At 59.5% G+C, this 17,645-nt stretch carries 16 protein-coding genes; 12 read left to right on the top strand and 4 right to left on the bottom strand.

The features are described from left to right. Positions 1-2,946, top strand: coding sequence for an RND family transporter (locus AB0H22_RS04950; RefSeq protein WP_180748950.1), 2,946 nt, complete (start codon positions 1-3; stop codon positions 2,944-2,946). A gap of 107 nt (positions 2,947-3,053) precedes the next feature. Here the strand turns inward: AB0H22_RS04950 and AB0H22_RS04945 are convergent, their stop codons facing one another. The 3 genes from AB0H22_RS04945 to AB0H22_RS04935 form a co-directional block, all read right to left on the bottom strand. Continuing rightward, positions 3,054-3,392: a hemophore-related protein gene (locus AB0H22_RS04945; RefSeq protein WP_180748949.1), complete on the bottom strand. Its 339-nt coding sequence runs from the start codon at positions 3,390-3,392 to the stop codon at positions 3,054-3,056. A gap of 117 nt (positions 3,393-3,509) precedes the next feature. Further along, positions 3,510-4,376: a glucose-1-phosphate thymidylyltransferase RfbA gene (rfbA, locus tag AB0H22_RS04940; RefSeq protein WP_180748948.1), complete on the bottom strand. Its 867-nt coding sequence runs from the start codon at positions 4,374-4,376 to the stop codon at positions 3,510-3,512. Between the two features lie 8 nt (positions 4,377-4,384). Beyond that, positions 4,385-4,537 (bottom strand): hypothetical protein, encoded by a 153-nt coding sequence (locus AB0H22_RS04935; protein ID WP_180748947.1) that lies wholly within the window; start codon positions 4,535-4,537, stop codon positions 4,385-4,387. Positions 4,538-4,857: 320 nt separating this feature from the next. Here AB0H22_RS04935 and AB0H22_RS04930 point away from each other — a divergent pair, with 320 nt between their 5' ends. The 8 genes from AB0H22_RS04930 to AB0H22_RS04895 all read left to right on the top strand — a co-directional run bounded on the left by AB0H22_RS04930 (position 4,858) and on the right by AB0H22_RS04895 (position 13,951). After that, positions 4,858-6,117: a glycosyltransferase gene (locus AB0H22_RS04930; RefSeq protein ID WP_180748946.1), complete on the top strand. Its 1,260-nt coding sequence runs from the start codon at positions 4,858-4,860 to the stop codon at positions 6,115-6,117. A gap of 153 nt (positions 6,118-6,270) precedes the next feature. Then, a complete protein-coding gene (locus tag AB0H22_RS04925; RefSeq protein WP_358146075.1) occupies positions 6,271-7,332 on the top strand; it encodes an NAD-dependent epimerase/dehydratase family protein in 1,062 nt (353 codons plus the stop codon). A gap of 164 nt (positions 7,333-7,496) precedes the next feature. Beyond that, the gene (locus AB0H22_RS04920) at positions 7,497-8,624 is read left to right on the top strand and encodes an acyltransferase (protein WP_358145146.1); all 1,128 of its coding nucleotides are present in this window, start codon (positions 7,497-7,499) and stop codon (positions 8,622-8,624) included. Between the two features lie 190 nt (positions 8,625-8,814). After that, the gene (locus AB0H22_RS04915; protein ID WP_358145144.1) at positions 8,815-9,549 is read left to right on the top strand and encodes a class I SAM-dependent methyltransferase; all 735 of its coding nucleotides are present in this window, start codon (positions 8,815-8,817) and stop codon (positions 9,547-9,549) included. Positions 9,550-9,767: 218 nt separating this feature from the next. Next, positions 9,768-10,568 carry a TylF/MycF family methyltransferase gene (locus tag AB0H22_RS04910; RefSeq protein WP_180749739.1) on the top strand — a complete coding sequence of 267 codons (801 nt, stop codon included), beginning with the start codon at positions 9,768-9,770 and terminating at the stop codon, positions 10,566-10,568. Positions 10,569-10,618: 50 nt separating this feature from the next. Further along, the gene (locus tag AB0H22_RS04905) at positions 10,619-11,887 is read left to right on the top strand and encodes a glycosyltransferase (protein WP_180748944.1); all 1,269 of its coding nucleotides are present in this window, start codon (positions 10,619-10,621) and stop codon (positions 11,885-11,887) included. Then, positions 11,884-13,008: an acyltransferase gene (locus AB0H22_RS04900; protein ID WP_358145142.1), complete on the top strand. Its 1,125-nt coding sequence runs from the start codon at positions 11,884-11,886 to the stop codon at positions 13,006-13,008. Before AB0H22_RS04905 ends, AB0H22_RS04900 begins: the two co-directional genes overlap by 4 nt. A 154-nt stretch (positions 13,009-13,162) precedes the next feature. Continuing rightward, complete coding sequence (locus AB0H22_RS04895; RefSeq protein ID WP_180748943.1) at positions 13,163-13,951, top strand: TylF/MycF/NovP-related O-methyltransferase; 789 nt, start codon at positions 13,163-13,165, stop codon at positions 13,949-13,951. A gap of 12 nt (positions 13,952-13,963) precedes the next feature. Here the strand turns inward: AB0H22_RS04895 and AB0H22_RS04890 are convergent, their stop codons facing one another. Beyond that, positions 13,964-15,217 (bottom strand): glycosyltransferase, encoded by a 1,254-nt coding sequence (locus AB0H22_RS04890; protein WP_358145140.1) that lies wholly within the window; start codon positions 15,215-15,217, stop codon positions 13,964-13,966. Between the two features lie 177 nt (positions 15,218-15,394). On the opposite strand from AB0H22_RS04890, the gene mtf2 reads away from it, so the two are divergent. From mtf2 to AB0H22_RS04875, 3 genes are all read left to right on the top strand, one after another. Then, positions 15,395-16,174, top strand: coding sequence for a fatty-acid O-methyltransferase Mtf2 (gene mtf2 / locus AB0H22_RS04885; protein WP_180749737.1), 780 nt, complete (start codon positions 15,395-15,397; stop codon positions 16,172-16,174). A gap of 73 nt (positions 16,175-16,247) precedes the next feature. Next, entirely contained in the window at positions 16,248-16,493 is a 246-nt protein-coding gene (locus AB0H22_RS04880) for a hypothetical protein (protein WP_180748941.1), read from the top strand. 919 nt (positions 16,494-17,412) lie between these two features. Beyond that, entirely contained in the window at positions 17,413-17,643 is a 231-nt protein-coding gene (locus AB0H22_RS04875; protein WP_180748940.1) for an MbtH family protein, read from the top strand. Positions 17,644-17,645: the final 2 nt, after the last annotated feature.

Raw genomic sequence — 17,645 nt, 5'->3', positions numbered from 1 at the left:
ATGAGAACCGAGCACTCGCGGCCGTTCATCGCGCGAACCATACGAACGCTGTCGCCCCTGATCATTCTGGGGTGGCTGGCGCTGATTCTGTTTACCACCTTGAGCTCAGTCAATTGGAATTGGGCGAAGGCGATCCCGGCACTGGAGACGGTGGCGGAGGAGCGCTCCGTATCGCTGATGCCACAGGATGCGCCGGCCGTGAAGGCCATCTTGCGTATGGGCCAGGACTTCAACGAATCGAACTCGGACAGCTCCGCGATGATCGTGCTGGAGGGGCAGGATCCACTCGGCGAGGATGCACATAAGTACTACGCGGAACTGGTCCGCGAGCTGCGAAACGATCCCAAACATGTGGAGCATGTGCAGGATCTATGGGGCGATCGACTGACATCCTCGAGCGTGCAGAGCCCCGACGAGAAGGCCGCGTACGTTCAGTTGAATCTCGTCGGCAATCAGGGCACCGCCCTCGGCGACGAATCGGTGGCGGCGGTCCGCGCGATCGTGGATCGGACGGCGCCGTCGGCTCCCGTCAATGTCAAGGTCTATGTGGCCGGTGCCGCGCCATTGGCCTCGGACATGCAGCACTCCGGCAACAATTCCATTCTGAAGATCACGGCGGTCACTGTCGTCATCATCTTCACGTTGCTGCTCATCCTCTACCGCTCGGTCGTCACGGTGATCCTGCTGCTGACGATGGTGGGTATCGAGTTAGCGGCGGCCCGCGGCATTGTCGCGTTTCTTGGCTACCACGACATGTTCGTGCTCTCGACTTTTGCCGTCAACATGCTGGTCTTCCTCAGCATCGCCGCCGGCACCGATTACGGCATCTTCTTCTTCGGTCGGTATCAGGAGGCGCGCCAGGCCGGTGAAGACCGGGAGACCGCCTACTACACCACGTATCGCAGTGTGGCCCCTGTTGTATTGGCATCCGGACTGACCATCGCCGGAGCCATCCTGTGTCTGCATTTCACGCGTCTGCCCTACTTCCAGACCATGGGTATCCCGTGTGCCGTCGGGATGTTGGCGGCGGTCGCGGTCGCGGTGACGCTGGTTCCCGCGGGCATTGCGGTGGCCAGCCGATTCGGGCTACTGGAACCCAAGCGCAAGCTGCGGGTTCAGCGGTGGCGCGGAATCGGTACGGCAGTCGTCCGCTGGCCGGCGCCCATCCTGGTTGCCTCGTTGGCAATAGCCCTGGTCGGCCTATCCACGCTCCCGGGTTATAAGACGAGCTATAACGACCGGCTCTACATCTCCAGCGATATCCCGGCCAATCAGGGGTTCGCTGCCGCACAGCGCCATTTCTCCGAGTCGCGCCTGACGCCCGACGTTCTCTTGGTTGAGACCGACCGTGATGTGCGGAATCCGGCCGATTTCCTGGTTTTGAACAAGCTGGCGAAGGCGCTTTTCAAGATTCGTGGAGTCTCTCGGGTACAGGGGATAACCCGCCCCGAGGGAACACCGATCGCTAACACGTCTGTGCCCTTCCTGCTCAGCTTGCAGAGTGCCGGCCAAGTACAGGCGACGCGATTTCAGAAGAAACGTATCGCCGACATGCAAAAACAGACCGACGATATGACCACGATGATCAAGACGATGCAGCGCACATACGAAGTGATGAAGCGGATGTCGGAAACCACGCACAGGATGACGACCCATACGCACGAGATCCAGCAGCTTACCGACGACCTGCGGGGCAGCATCGCGCTCTTCGACGACTTCCTTCGACCGATTCGCAACTATTTCTATTGGGAGAAGCACTGTTTCGACATTCCCATCTGCTGGTCGATCAGGTCCATTTTCGATGCGTTGGATGGAGCCGACGTACTTAACGACGGGCTGATCGTTCTCGTCAAGAACATGGACGAGTTGGACGCGATCATGCCGCAGCTGATGGTTCAGTTCCCTCAAATGATCGAGGTCATGCAGAGCATGCGGACCTTGATGCTCACCATGTACGCCACCATGTCGGGGCAGTTCGCCCAGATGGACGAAACCACTGACGACGTCATGGCCATGGGGCAGGCTTTCGACGCCTCCAAGAACGACGATTCGTTCTTCCTGCCCCCGGAGGTGTTCAAGAACGCGGACTTCCAGCGTGCGATGAGTTCTTTCATCTCGTCCGACGGAAAGACGGTGCGGTTCATCATCTCCCACAACGGTGACCCCATGTCGCCGGAGGGTATTACGCGGATCGAGCAGATTCGGAACGCGGCAGAGGAAGCGCTCAAGGGAACGCCCCTGGTGGGCAGCAAGATTTATCTTGCCGGCGCGGCATCGACCGCGAAGGACTGGAAAGACGGCTCGACCTACGATCTCCTGATCGCGGGGATCGCCGCGATCTGTCTGGTTTTCATCATCATGCTCATCACCACCCGGAGCTTCATCGCGGCGCTGGTGATCGTCGGTACGGTGGCCCTCTCGCTGGGCGCGTCCTTTGGTATGTCGGTGTTGCTATGGCAGTACATCCTGGGGATCAATCTGCACTGGATGGTGCTGGCGATGTCTGTGATCATCCTTTTGGCGGTCGGGTCCGACTACAACTTGCTACTGGTCTCGCGGATGAAGGAGGAGCTGGGCGCCGGCCTCAATACGGGCATCATCCGAGCGATGGGCGGCACCGGAAAGGTGGTCACCTCAGCAGGATTGGTGTTCGCGGCCACGATGGCCTCGATGGTTGTCAGCGATTTGCAAATCATCGGTCAGATCGGCACCACCATCGGTTTGGGTCTGTTATTCGACACGCTAATCGTCCGTTCGTTCATGACCCCGTCGATCGCGGCACTTCTGGGGCGTTGGTTCTGGTGGCCACAGCGAGTGCGGCCAAAGCCGGTGAGCGCTCTCCGTGAGCCCGTCGGTGCGCATGCGAGGGCATCTGCTGCGCCTGGAACCGATCCGCGCCGTGAGGATGACGAGCCGACCACGGAGCTTCCGCGGCTATCCGAGTAGTTTGTGTTGCCGTTCAAGCGGTTCCGCGTCGACGCGGCAGACCAACGCACGAAGGGCCGGGCACGAGAGGTTCTCGTGCCCGGCCCTTCGGGTTTGTCTAGGTGATCTCAGTACTTGTGGCAGGCGCGCACCATCTGCTGGAACACCGGTATGACGTACTCGATCCCCTGATTACCCCTGACTTGGTTAATCATGCTCACCCGCTTGTCCTTTGGTGAACCGAGGAACTCTTGCATGAACTGCTGATTCGCTGGCGATTGGTCGAAATACTGCGCGGCCGTGGGGTTCTCCGCGTGTAGCGCCGCATTCGCCTGATCGTACGTACAGGTGGTGTTCACCATCTCGTCAGTAACCGGGTCAGCGGATGCGAGACCGGCTCCAGCGCTCAGGGCCAGTGCCACACCGCCCACAGTCGCCGCAATTTTCGTCAGTGACAGTTTCATCATATTTCAATCGCCTCCTAGTACCGGCCACATCAACTCTAGCCATTCAGCCGAGCTCACGCCGCATGTCAAGCCCTTGCTGTCTTATCTTCCCAATATTCAATTGTGTTACTGCGTTGGTTATTTCCGCTCCAAAAGCTGGAGTAGGTAACCGCCGTATCCAGATTTGAGTAGTTCCTGAGCGCGGGCCGCGAGCTGGTCATCGTTGATGAACCCGGCCCGCCATGCGATTTCTTCGGGCACGCCGATTTTCAGGCCTTGGCGCCGTTCGATGGTTCGGACATAATCGCTCGCGTCTAGCAGCGAGTCGAATGTGCCGGTGTCCAGCCATGCGGTCCCGCGCGGAAGCACCTCGACCGAGAGCTGCCCTCGATCCAGGTAGATCTGGTTGATCTCGGTGATCTCGTATTCGCCCCGAGCCGACTTGCGCAGCGATCGGGCGATGTCGATGACGTCGTTATCGTAGAAGTACAACCCCGGAACCGCATAGTTGGATTTCGGCTTGGCCGGTTTCTCCTCCAGGGACAGTGGGACCCCGTCGATGCTGAACTCGACCACACCGTACGCAGACGGGTTGGCCACCCAGTACGCGAATATCGCACCACCGCTGACGTTCTCGAATCTGCGCAGACTGGTGCCCAACCTGGGCCCGTAGAACACGTTATCGCCCAACGCCAGCATCACCGTGTCGGAACCGATGTGGTCGGCACCGATGATGAACGCCTGGGCCAGCCCCTCAGGTTCTGGCTGGACCGCGTAGCGCAAGTTGATACCGAAGGCTGAGCCGTCACCGAGGAGTCGCTCGAATGCCGGGGCGTCGGCAGGCGTGGTTATTATCAGGATATCGCGAATACCGGCCATGATCAGCGTCGATAACGGATAGTAGACGAGCGGTTTGTCGTACACCGGCAGTAGCTGCTTGCTGACACCCATCGTTATCGGATGCAGACGAGTGCCCGAGCCGCCTGCGAGAATGATGCCGCGCATATGTGCTCCTACTCGACGACAAATACGAAGGGTTCGTTGAGTTCGGTTGCAGCGGGGACACTTTCTACGTTGTCCTGGCGCAACACGTAGGCCACCATATCGCGTATGTAGATGGAATGCCGACGGAATCGAACCTCGGGAAGCCGGCGTGCGGGCAGCATCGGTGAACGATGTGCCGCGACGAGTCTGTCAAGACGGTTTCGGCTCGCACCCCTTCGTGCATGGATATCGGGATCGCCCGCGGGCTCAGGCTGGCTCGTACTTGTATTGCCGCCTCCGATTGAGGCAGTTGTTTTACGTGTGGCAACCTATGAAACGGAATTCATTCAGCCGTAGCTGTAATGATGTTCTGGAATTTGGAGACATGCGTTCCCCCATTGTCTTGAGGCTATCCGTGGCGCGCGAAATCGGGTAATAATGACCGACAGCACTGATGGCAATTCTGCGAGTACAGACACACATCGGGGAGGTCGATACCGTCATGAAATTTGCCATGGCAAGTTATGGCACCCGCGGCGATATCGAGCCTGCCGTTGCTGTCGGGAGGGAACTGCAGCGTAGGGGTCATGAAGTGCGCATGGCCGTCCCGCCCGACTTGGTTGGCTTCGTGGAGTCGGTAGGGCTTTCCGCGGTGCCTTATGGCATTCATGTGGGGCCGCAGCTCGATGAATACCGAGACTTATGGATGTCGTGGACCCGTCATTTTTGGAGGGTCCAGGATCTGGTTGCATTGTGTCGGCAGGCCCTGAAACTGGTTACCGAACAGTGGGCAGAAATGAGTAGGGCACTCGTGTCAGTGGCAGACGGGGCGGACCTGCTGTCGACCAGCGTGGGTTATGAGGAGCCGGCGGCCAACGTTGCGGAGTTCTATGGGATCCCGCTGGTTGCCTTGCACACCATGCCGTGGCGTCCCAACGGTCAGCTCTTTCCGGTTCTGCCGCCGCTGCTGACGCGTACAGCGATGACCGCATACGACTGGCTGACCTGGCGGGTGACCAAGAAGGCGGAGGATGCGCAACGGCGTGAGCTCGGCCTGCCCAAGGCGACGCGCCCTTCGCCGCAGCGGATCGGCCAGCGCGGATCGCTGGAAATTCAAGCGTACGACGATATTTGCTTCCACGGACTGGCGGACGAGTGGGCGAAATATGACGGGCGAAGGCCCTTCGTGGGTGCGCTCACCATGGAGTTGACGACCGAGGCTGATAACGAGGTCATGTCGTGGATCGCCGCGGGGTCCCCGCCCATCTGCTTCGCTTCGGGGAGTATCCCTATCGATTCTCCGGGGGAGACAGTCGAGATGATCAGTTCAGCGTGCGCAGAATTGGGGGAGCGCGCGTTGGTGTGCGCGGGTGCGACCGACTTCAGCGGCGTCCGAACTTCCGGGCACGTGAAGGTGGTCGGGGTGGTGAACTACGCGGCGATCTTTCCGGTGAGCCGGGCGGTCGTTCATCACGGTGGTTCGGGCACCACGGCGGCCAGCCTGCGTGCCGGCGTGCCGACCTTGGTTCTCTGGACTGTTGGTGATCAGCCATTCTGGGGAAATCAGCTCAAGCGCATGAAAGTGGGGACGTCCCGGCGGTTTTCGACCACGACCCGAGAGTCATTGGTCTCGGACCTGCGGCAGATCCTCACCCCGGAATGTGCCATTCGGGCTCGGGCGATCGCTCCCCACATGACTAAGCCGCACGAAAGTGTCGGCAAAGCCGCCGACCTGCTGGAGGCGAGGGCCGCCAGTGCCTAACTCGATCGCCGCCTCACGGCAGCCCATGACGGATAGAGTTCCGCACGGTGACAACTAGACCATCGATATCATTGACCCGGAACGCATTACCGATGCGTGCCGGTCACCTAGCTGCTCTGTAAAGAACGGGAGGCGTCGGCTTTGTCAACATCCGTGCTCATTTCCGGTGGTGCAGGATTCATCGGATCCACGCTGTCGAACCGGCTCGTCCAAGCGGGTTACGACGTCGCGGTGATGGACGTCTTGCACCCCCAGGTGCACGCGAGAGGCCGGGAGATCGATCTCCCGCCCTCAGTGCGGCTGTTCACGGGCGACGTCACCCATGCCCCTGACTGGGATGCTGTACTGCGGTTGTTCGAACCCTCCCAAATCGTCCATTTGGCTGCGGAGACGGGTACGGCGCAATCGCTTTCGGAGGCGACGCGCCACGGCTTGGTCAACGTGGTGGGCACAACCCAACTCCTTGATGCACTGAGCCGTTCGGCACTTGTGCCGGACCAGCTCGTGCTGGCGTCGTCGAGAGCGGTGTACGGCGAAGGCGCGTGGAATTCCGGCGGACAGGTCTTCTATCCGCGCCCGCGCAGCCATGCACAGCTACTTGCCGGCGAGTGGGACCCGCAAGGACTCGCCGGTGAACTGTCGGAGCCGCTTCCCAGCTGTGTCAGCCGAACCGAACCCCGTCCGACCAACATCTATGCGAGTACAAAACTTGCCCAGGAACATCTGTTGGCATCGTGGGCGGCCGCGCACGACACCAACCTGAGTGTCTTGCGCCTACAGAATGTTTACGGGCCCGGCCAGTCGTTGACCAATTCGTACACCGGAATCGTCACCCTCTTCGCACGGCTGGCACGCGAGAAACAGTCGTTGGAGGTCTACGAAGACGGCCGGATAGTCCGTGATTTCGTCTTCATCGATGATGTTGTCGACGCACTCTTCGCTGCGGTGCACGCACCGGCGGCCGAGCGACGCACCCTCGACATCGGTTCTGGCACTGCAACAACCATTCATGAGTTGGCCCGTAAGGTCGCCGACGTCTGTGCGGCGCCCGAACCGGTTGTCGTCGGGAAATTTCGAGACGGGGATGTGCGCGCGGCAAGCTGCGATATCGGGCCGGCCGTCGAACAGCTCGAATGGAGCCCGAAATGGACGCTTGAGGACGGGTTGCACGCGCTACTCGAATGGATTGACAAGGACTGCCCGAATCGCTTTTGAGCTCGCCTTCGCGTAACCGTGCTGTGGCGGCCAGCGCATCCGCCCTGATAGTGAATCATTAGTTGTGACAATGTTTTCCAACTACATGTGGAAACACCGGAAAGCCTGATCTTAGACAGAGATGACGATACGATGACGCTCCCGGCGAAGAGTGGTGGAGGCGAATGAAGCTCGGTTCTGTATTTGATCCGAAAAATAACGCGCTGAACGCATGTCGACTCGCTTTGGCGACCGAGGTGATCCTCTTCCACTCGTTCCCACTGACGGGGCACGTCGTGGAATCGAAGGCGGTACTCCAACTGCTGTTCTCGGTGGGAGTTGACGGATTCTTTGCCCTTTCAGGCTTTCTGATCACCGCGAGTTGGCTCCGTAACCCCAGCGCGCGCGACTACTTCATCGCACGAGCCCTCCGCATCTTGCCGGGGTATTACGTCGTGCTGGCGGTGACGGCGTTTGTCATCGCTCCACTGAGTGTGTTGATCCAGGGGGGCTCTGCCGCGAGGCTGCTGTTCTCCAGCGCGCCGATCGAATACATGCTGAAGAACAGCGCGTTGATCCAGCTTCAGTTCGATGTGGGTGGGACACCACGCGATATCCCGTACCCAGGAATCTGGAACGCGTCCCTATGGTCGCTTGTCTTTGAGGTGATGTGCTACATCGCCGTGGCCGGGCTTGGGTTACTCGGGCTCGCCAGCCGCCGTTGGACAGCGCCGGTGATACTGATACTGGCAACGATTGCGGCAATCCTCCTGCCGCCGCTGACCTTCCCCGGGCTATGGACCATCCCGCAGCTCGCGGTGCGGAGCGCCATCATGTTCTCCGCTGGTGCGCTGCTGTATCAGTGGCGAGACGTGATACCCGCCCGATGGTCACTTGTGGTGGCGAGCGTCGCGATTGTGCTGGCCTCGGGCATGCTGCCCGACTATCGGGTGGTCGGTGCGCTCCCGCTCGCATATGCCGTCGTCGTTTCGGGTGTGCTGATCAAGAACAAGCGCATGAACATACACACGGACCTGTCGTACGGCGTCTACATCTACGCCTCGCCGACACAGCAGTTTTTGGCTGTTGCAGGTTTAGCCAGCCTGAATCCGTTTGCTTTCTTTGTTGTTTCGGCGGGTGCGACGTTAGTGCCCGCCGCATTCAGTTGGTTCCTGGTTGAGAAGCGCGCACTGGCGCTCAAATCGCGCCTCAAACGCAAGAAGGCCGATCCGACGGAGACGCGGGCCGGGCCGGTGGATTCGGAGAGTCCGGGACTGCGAGAACGGGCGTTGTCGCCGCGCGAGGACAGATAACGCAGAGGTGTCACCATGAAGATGTCGGTAGGCTGATTTCTATGGCGTTTCGGGATTCGGAGAATGTGCCCTGTTCTTTGAATATCAAAGAACAGCAAAGGATTTCGTGACCATGCCGCTCTTTCGCCTGGTGTTACAGCGTAAACCGCCGTTCATAGCGCGGCGTTATCCGTACGGGGGTCGTCGTCGGATGCTTGATGCGTTGGGCCCAGACCTGGCCCGAACGGTCTCGATGCAGGCCGATGACTCCGCACCCGTCGACACCCCGATCGGACGGATTTTCGAGAACGCCGACAACGTCCACAAACTGCGTCATTATCTGCCGATCTATCAAAGCGCTCTCGCTCGGACCGAGCGAATGCTCGAAATCGGGGTGGATCGGGGCGGATCCCTGCAGATGTGGCGAGAACACCTGCCAAACGCCACCATCGTGGGCCTCGATATCAACCCCGCGTCCGCGCAGCACGACGATCCCGAGCGCCATATTCATGTGCGGATAGGTGATCAGACTGATACCCGCTTTCTAGGGGCCGTGGTCGATGAGTTCGGGCAGTTCGACAGTGTTCTGGATGACGGCGGGCACACCCCCAAACAGATGATCGGTTCGTTCAGGTACCTGTTTCCGCGCCTGCGGCCCGGCGGGGTGTACATCGTCGAGGACGTTTGCGCTAACTACTGGACGATCTATCGCGACCAACGCGAATCGTTCATCGACTTCACGAAGTGGCTGATGGATGCGATGCACGCCCACTACCTGGAGATGAAGTCGGTCTACCAGATCATGGAGGACCACCCCAAGCGGGCTGAGGAAGTCCAGGTGCCGTTCGCGGCGACCATCATCGACCGGATTGAGGTGTTCGACTCCGTGGTCGTGATTCACCGCGCGGAGGAACCCAAGCGGCTGCCCCGTGCAGTATTCCGATGAGAGTGAATTTAACTCAAAGATGACTGACTCATCGCCAGGCAACGGGCTGCAGATATCTGGCTACATCTGTTCATAAGAATTCTTGACAGATACCGCCGAAAATGCCTTGCCCGCAAGGGGAGTGGTCAGTACCGAAACGTGTCGAAGGGGTCGCGGGAAGGCTATTCTTGACGCCGGGACGGGGTCCTGGCATTTTGAGATAGGGGCTGTTCTTGACCGTGACCGATTACGACACTCGATCCGCATATCTGGACCTGCTTCGGCAGGACCTCACTCGATACGGAGTCGACGAACTTGTGCCAGTGGGTTGGAACTGGCTGCACCGTCCCTTTCTCAAATTCGGCGACTACGTGCTGGTGCGCAAGCGCCCGTTCGATGCGCACAAGCGCGACTTGGGCCTGGACTGGCCGGCAGATGCGCTGACGATGATTGGAATGGGGCGGCTGACGAGTCTGCAGCAGTGCGTCGAGACGGCGCTCGCCGATGACGTGCCCGGAGACCTGGTCGAATGTGGAGTATGGCGCGGGGGCGCGTCCATCCTGATGCGCGCGGTCTTGGCCGCATACGGGGATACGACACGAAACGTCTGGCTCTGCGATTCGTTTGAGGGTGTGCCTCCTCCGGATACCGCGAATTACAAGGCAGACAAGGGAGATAGGCTGCACCTCGCGGCGCCCATCCTGGCGGTGACCGAAAAGAATGTCAGGGCGAATTTCCAGCGCTATGGTTTGTTGGACAACCAGGTGCGTTTTGTTCCCGGCTGGTTCAAGGACACGCTGCACGATGCTCCGATTGAACAAATCGCGGTATTGCGGCTTGACGGTGACCTCTATGAATCCACAATCCAGGCGCTCGACGGGCTCTACGCGCGTTTGTCTCCCAGAGGCTTTTGCATCATTGACGATTACCACGCGCTGGACTCGTGCAAGCAGGCCGTCACGGATTACCGTACGAAGCATGGGATAACCGCGGAGATCGTCGAAATTGACGGCACGGGTGTGTTTTGGCGCAAGGAATGAGGACCGTTCCGACTCCACTGCACCGGGACACCTGAAAGGCGTTAGAGGCCGTGAAATTTGTGCTGGCCAGTTATGGAACGCGAGGCGATATCGAGCCTTCTGTCGTTGTCGCTCGTGAGCTGCAGCGTAGGGGCCACGATGTGGTGATGGCCGTTCCGCCCGACCTGATGGGGTTTACGGAGGCGGCCGGGCTGGAGACGGTTTCCTACGGGTTGGACACGAAGACCTGGTTGGACGTGTACCGCAATTTCTGGACGTTCTTCTTCCACACCTTCTGGCGGGTTCGGGACATCCGGAGAATGTGGCGTCAGATGTGGGAGCTCAGCGATCAGTGCTGGGCGCAGATGAACACCACGTTGATGTCGGCGGCCGAGGATGCCGATGTGTTGTTCGCCGGGCAGAGCTATCAGGAGCCGGCCGCCAACGTCGCTGAATACCACGACATTCCATTGGTCACGTTGCATCACATCCCGATGCGGCCCAATGGCCAGCTCGTCACCATCCTGCCGTCCCGATTGGGCCGTCTGGCGATGACGGTATTCGATTGGCTGGCTTGGCGTCTGAACAGGAAGGTGGAGGACACGCAGCGACGTGAACTTCGCCTACCGAAGGCGTCGGCGCCCTCCCCGGAGCGGATCGCCGAACGCAGATCGCTGGAGATTCAGGGTTACGACGAGGTGTGTTTTCCGGGGTTGGCCGCCGAGTGGACAAAATGGGATGGCCTGCGACCGTTTGTCGGCTCGCTGACGATGGAGTTGACCGCCGAAGCCGATAAAGATGTCGCATCGTGGATCTCCTCGGGAACGCCGCCGATCTTCTTTGGGTTCGGCAGCATGCCCGTCGAATCTCCGGCCGCCGCACTCGAAATGATCGGCTCGGCCTGTGCGGAATTGGGCGAGCGGGCCCTGGTGGGCGCCGGGTGGAGTGACTTCAGCGATACGCAGCTGCCCGATCACGTCAAGGTTGTGGGAGCCGTCAATTTCGCGACGGTTTTTCCGTCCTGCCGGGCGGTCGTACATCACGGTGGTTCGGGTACCACGGCTGCAAGCCTGCGTGCGGGAGTCCCCACCCTGATCCTATCGATGGACCCCAATCAAACGCTCTGGGGCGGTCAGGTCAAGCGTCTGAAAGTAGGTACCACACGCCGCTTTTCGGCCGCTACCAGAGATTCATTGGTCGAGGACCTGCGGCAGATCCTTGCTCCGGACTACGTCGCCCGGGCCCGTGAGCTTGCGAGCGGAATGACGAAACCCAGCGAGAGTGCGGTGGCCGCCGCCGATGCCATGGAGCAGTTCGCGCGCTCGAGGTGTTCCGCGTGAGTCGAGGAGGCGGACCGCAACCGGCCGGGAACTCCACGCTTGGCCGGGTGTTCGACCCACGAAACAACGCGCTGAACGCGTGGCGGTTGGTGCTGGCGGTGAGCGTCATCTACTGGCATTCCTGGCCGCTCACTGGTCGAACGATCACCTACCGGCCATTCGAGCAGCTCATTGAACAGGTTGGGGTGGACGGTTTTTTCGCCATCTCGGGATTTCTCATCACCGCGAGCTGGTTACGTAAGCCCAAGCTTCGAGACTTCGCCATTGCCCGAGGATTACGAATATTTCCCGGTCTGTGGGTATGTCTGCTGGTCATTGCGTTCGTCATCGCCCCCATCAGCGTTCTCATCCAGCATGGTTCGGTTGCGAATCTGATGTCCTCGCACAAACCCATCGAGTACGTCCTCAACAACGGTCTGATGAACGTGTACTACGCCGGCGTCGACGGAACACCGCGAGGAGTCCCGTGGCCCGGTGTGTGGAACGGATCGATTTGGACACTGGTCTTTGAACTGATCTGTTACATCGCCGTGGCGGTCTTGGGTGTGCTCGGATTACTGAAACGGCAATGGGTTGTTCCGGCAGCCTTCGTGCTATTCCTTTGTGCCACGGCGTATCTCTCGTACCCGGTCTTCGCCGCGACGACCATTCCGCAGATGGTGGCTCGGTTCGCCGTCATGTTCGCGGCCGGGGCCCTGCTGAACCAGTACAAAGACGTCATCCCCGCGCGATGGTCGCTCGTTGCGGTAAGCGTCGTCATCGTCCTGGCCTCCGGTCTGTTGGAGAACTATCGAGATATCGCGGCGCTGCCCTTGGCGTACGCGGTCATCGTCTCTGGCGCACTCATTCACAATCAACGATTGAATCTGCGCAACGACCTGTCTTACGGCATGTACATCTATGCCTATCCCGTGCAGCAGCTATTGGTTGTCTTGGGTCTGGGCAGCCTGAATCTGTTGCTGTTCTTCGGTATTGCGACGGCGGTCACGGTGCCGCTAGCGGCCTTCAGTTGGTTCGTAGTGGAAAAGCACGCGATCTCGCTGAAGTCTCGGCTCACGCGGAAGCGCCCTGCGGTGGTCAGCGAGCCATCGGCGGTACCTGTGGATCGCGACGTTGGTTAGACGGCCCGTTCCTGAGGTTGGGGTGTTCATCGTGAGCCGAACATGCTATACAAGCCGATCGGCTTGTGAGCCACGGTGATTCGCATAACTTGGCATCGACTTACGTGTCCGGTTCCTCGCCATCGCCGTACCCGCGAATGCTATCGTTTCCGTTGTGGCAGATGAGCTATCGCTCCGTACCCGTATTTGGCTATGGGCGGTGCGCAAAGAATACGGGCTTGCGCGCAAGCTCTTACCGGATGTCTATTCGAATGATGCGCTGATCTGTTTCAACAGTCATGCGTTTATGGATGATCCGGAGTTTCAGCGCGCATATCAGCGCGGTGTCCGTGCTCTCGGTGGCACGGACTGGTATCAGTGGCACTGGCGGGTGCATGTCGGGTTGTGGGCCGCGGCAAGCGCCAGCAAGGTAGAGGGCGATTTCGTCGAGTGTGGTGTCAGCTACGGGTTTTTGAGCAGCGCCATCATGGAGTACCTCGATTGGGATCGGTTGGGCAAGACGTTCTACCTGCTCGATACCTTCGCTGGACTCGATCCGCGCTTCGTCAGCGCGGGTGAACGCGACGCCGGGGCGCTCGAGAAGAGCGAAGAGCTCGTACGAAACGGCATGTACGTGAGCTCGGTGGACAGCGTCAAGGCGAACTTCGCGCAGTGGAAGAATCAGCGTGTCATCGCCGGAGCCGTTCCCGAAACGCTTGAGGAAGTCGACGCGGACGCGGTGGCGTTCCTGCACATCGACATGAACTGTGCCCCGCCCGAAATCGCCACGCTCCGTCATTTCTGGCCACGACTTTCGCCGGGAGCGTTCGTGCTCCTGGACGATTACGCGAACCGCGGGCGTGACGAGCAGCGCCTCGCCATTGATGAGTTGGCACGCGAGCTGGGCGTGTACGTCGTTGCATTACCCACGGGTCAGGGTCTCATCATCAAGCCGCCACGCTAGCGACTAAATCCTTTACCCAGCCTTGCGGAGGGCGGCGGCTTCGAAGAGATCGGCCGCCTTCGTGACGCTTTCGGTGGGTGTTGTCATCCGGGAGGCGAGCTCGCGGGCGTTGGCGGCGCACTCCGGGGTAAGGATCCGGCGCAGGTCGGCTACCAACGATTCGCGGGTAGTGGACGAGAAGCGCCGGGCTGCACCGACTTTCAAGCTGCCGAGCTGATTGCCCCAATACGGCTGATCGGCCGAGCTCCACAGGATCAGGGTGGGAATTCCAGCGCGAAGGCTTGCCGCAGTGGTACCCGATCCGCCGTGATGCACGATGGCGCGTGAGGCGGCGAACACCGTCGCGTAGTTCACGGCACCCACCACCTTCACATGGTCGGAAGTTTCGATGTCGCCGAAGTCGGTCCCGCCGGCGCAGACCAACGCCCGCTCGCCCAGTTCTGCGCAGGCCGAGCTGATCATTTCGACTGTGTCGGCGGGAGATTCGACCGGGATACTCCCGGTCGCGAAACAGATCGGCGGTGTGCCCGCGGCAATCCACGAGGCCACGCCCTCATCGGCATCGGTAGTGAGTCCCATCGTGAGCGCACCCACAAAGGGGCGTTGGCCATTCCACTTCTTCCATTCGGCTGCCAGGCCCGGGACGCAAATATCGTCGTAGGCCTGGATTTCCAACGAGCCTCGTTCGGCGATCCGCCGCGGTGAGGAGCTGGTCGCTCTCGGCAAGCCCAGCTCACGCCGTTGCGCGTCCTCGGCGTCCTTCGTCGAGCGCCAGAACAACCATTCGGATGCGGCCGCTCCGGAGCGGACGAGAGCAGCGGGCAGCGCCGGGATCAGTCGGCCATTGGGCCGCATCGGAAAGTGGTGCAGCATGACCAACGGAATGTCGTAGTACTCGGCGACATTGGCGGCAGATTGTTCGAAATTCAGTCCGGTCGACAACAGATCGGCCCCGTCTGCCAGCGATGTCAGCGTCGCGCCTGTTTCTGCCCAATATCGAGCAATGGGTTCCCAGAGCTCGCGCAACGAGCCAACAGGATTTCGGATCACCTGAGCCCAGAAGTTTCGGAGGAAATCCTCGCGCAGGAACGCCTGTATCTCGGGGCCGTACGCGACTGTCTTGAGTCCTGCGGCCTGCGAGAAATCAATGAGGTCGGGCGGGACGGCCAGGTGCACGTCGTGCCCCCGGCGCAGCAGCTCGCGTCCAATACTGACGGACGGCTCGACATCGCCGCGAGTGCCGTAACACGCCAGCGCAAACTTCATACCGTTCCTGGCCCTTCAGTTGTGGTCGATGGTGGACCGAGTACTCGGTCATTATCTCTGGTTCTCCAACTGTCGCAAGGCAGTTCGGAGTTCGATAAGTAAGTCCGGAACTCGGAACTCTGTCATACTCCGTTTATGGCACGCAGTAATCAGGTGCGAAAGTCGCGAGACTGGGTCCTGTTCAAGCTGAACGAGCAGTTCACCCAGGGAGTCCAGAAGTTCATTTACCGGTATGCCACCGGCAGGCTTGAATCCGATGACGTCAGGTTCCTCAATTACGGTTACGAAGAGGATCCGGTAATGGATGTGCAGCTCGCGGCTTCCGATGAGCCCGACCGGTATTCCATTCAGCTTTATCACAGCACCGCCGCTCAAGCGGACCTCAATGGTAAACGGGTGTTGGAGGTCGGTTGTGGCCACGGCGGAGGAGCCTCGTACCTCGTGCGTACCGCGCATCCCGCCTCATACACCGGGCTAGACCTCAACCCCGTGGGTATCGACTTCTGTCGGAGGAGACACGATCTCCCGGGCTTGGAGTTCAGACAGGGAGATGCTGAGGATCTACCGTTTGCCGATCAATCTTTCGATGCGGTAATCAATATCGAATCCTCGCATCTATATCCACGCTTTCCGGTCTTCCTTACCGAGGTGGCACGTGTGCTGCGCCCGGGCGGATATTTCCTCTATGCAGATGCGCGTAGCTCTCAGGAGGTCGCCGGTTGGAAGGTGGCGCTCGCGAACGCGCCGCTGCGGATGGTCTCGGAGCGGCCGATCAACGCCGAGGTTAGGCGCGGGATGGAGAAGCACCTGGATCGGTGGCAATACGTGATCGACCGAGCGACTCCCGCACTCCTGCGCGGGTTGGTTCGTAGGTTCGCCCCAGCCCGGCGTGCTTACGAGGACCTGCGGAGTGGAGGTTCGGTGGAGTACCGGATGTACAGCTTCACCAAGGTCTAGGTGGAGCGGCAGATTCGTCTTGCGCCAGGGAATTTCATCGGTTGTCTACCCATCGCGTAGGTATAGTCGACCCATGAACGTCGTCGATTCAATTGAACGCGGTCTGGATTGGCTGGCGACGCCCAGGCACCTACCCGGACGCCTGGAGATGGAGACTCGGCGGGGGAGGCGTCTGGAACTCGAGGTTGTGTCTCTCGCGATCCGGATGCCTATCGCCGGAGGGGTCATGGTGCGGATCCCGGTGTTCATGATGTTGATGCCGGCCGGGTCATCGCCCATTGAGGGATCCCATGCTCGCTCCGAGCATCCAGATGACTAACTAATTTTCCGTAACGCCGCGCCACGTATCGCCTATAGGCCTGGTATATCGCCGACGCGGCGGCACCTCAAAGGCCTCCCCAGCATCTCTCTGGGTTTATGACTCGGACCTTGCCGGTGTCCGTGATCGCAGAACCTGTGAACTTGGTCTGCGCGACGTAATGCAGAACGGTATGGAAGACCGGTACGCTAGTGACCGAACCCTGCATAACAATGTTTTTCATGGAGTTTGTTGTGGCGTCGATGGAGGCCGTTGAGGTGGTCAAACGACGGTGGAAATCTGCGGTATTTCTTATAGATAAGAACTTAATTCGTAGTGGTATGTCACCACATTTACTTCTCGGCGGCTGCAGTCGTGGCACATCCTGTTGCTAGAACTGTCCTCCTGGTGTCAATTTGAAGATGAATCTTAATTCAGGTCGCCGTGAGTTCATTGGATGCGCACCAAGCCGTAACACTCTCGGCAAGACTCGCAATGTGGCGATGCCGACCTAGCCGTCTTTGAACTCGGAAAACTGTTCAAGCATTGAAGTATTGGCTACTTCTTCAAGCTACTTAATCAATACGCGCAGCAAGGTTTCATATTGGGTAACGCCCGTCTCCAGTTCTGGTGCAGTACTTTGCTGAATCGAGGCGATATTGACAGCAATCTAGTTGCTCTCGCGCGCGGACCGAAGTCCGACTTACGTGGCGGGCATAGACTTGGTATACTCGTGTGTGCAATCATCGCAACAGTTTGATGTATCTATAATGCTTTCTGACCTGGCTATATACTGAAATAATAAAATCATGGCTAATTGCTTGCAGTAGCGAACAGGGATGTGTCAAAGTTACGAAGATTAGAACTTTATGAAACCCCGTACGCTGCTATAAATTCAGTCGTATGTTTGCGATGTCCACCCAAGCAACCTGGAGAAAGCGTGAGCATCAATCCATTTGATGACGACAAGGGCAGTTTTTTCGTCCTGGTCAACGACGAGGAGCAGCACAGCCTGTGGCCGGGCTTTGCCGAGGTGCCCGACGGTTGGCGGGTGGTTTTTGGTGAAGCGGACCGCGCCGCATGTCTCGAGTACATCGAACAAAACTGGACCGATATCCGGCCGAAGAGCCTGCGAGAGAGATTGGCGCAGGGTGGGGGTCTCGAGCGCTGAAC

Source organism: Mycobacterium sp. NPDC050853 (assembly GCF_040653875.1).
Lineage (GTDB): Bacteria > Actinomycetota > Actinomycetes > Mycobacteriales > Mycobacteriaceae > Mycobacterium.
This window is presented reverse-complemented; position numbering and strand designations above follow the sequence as displayed.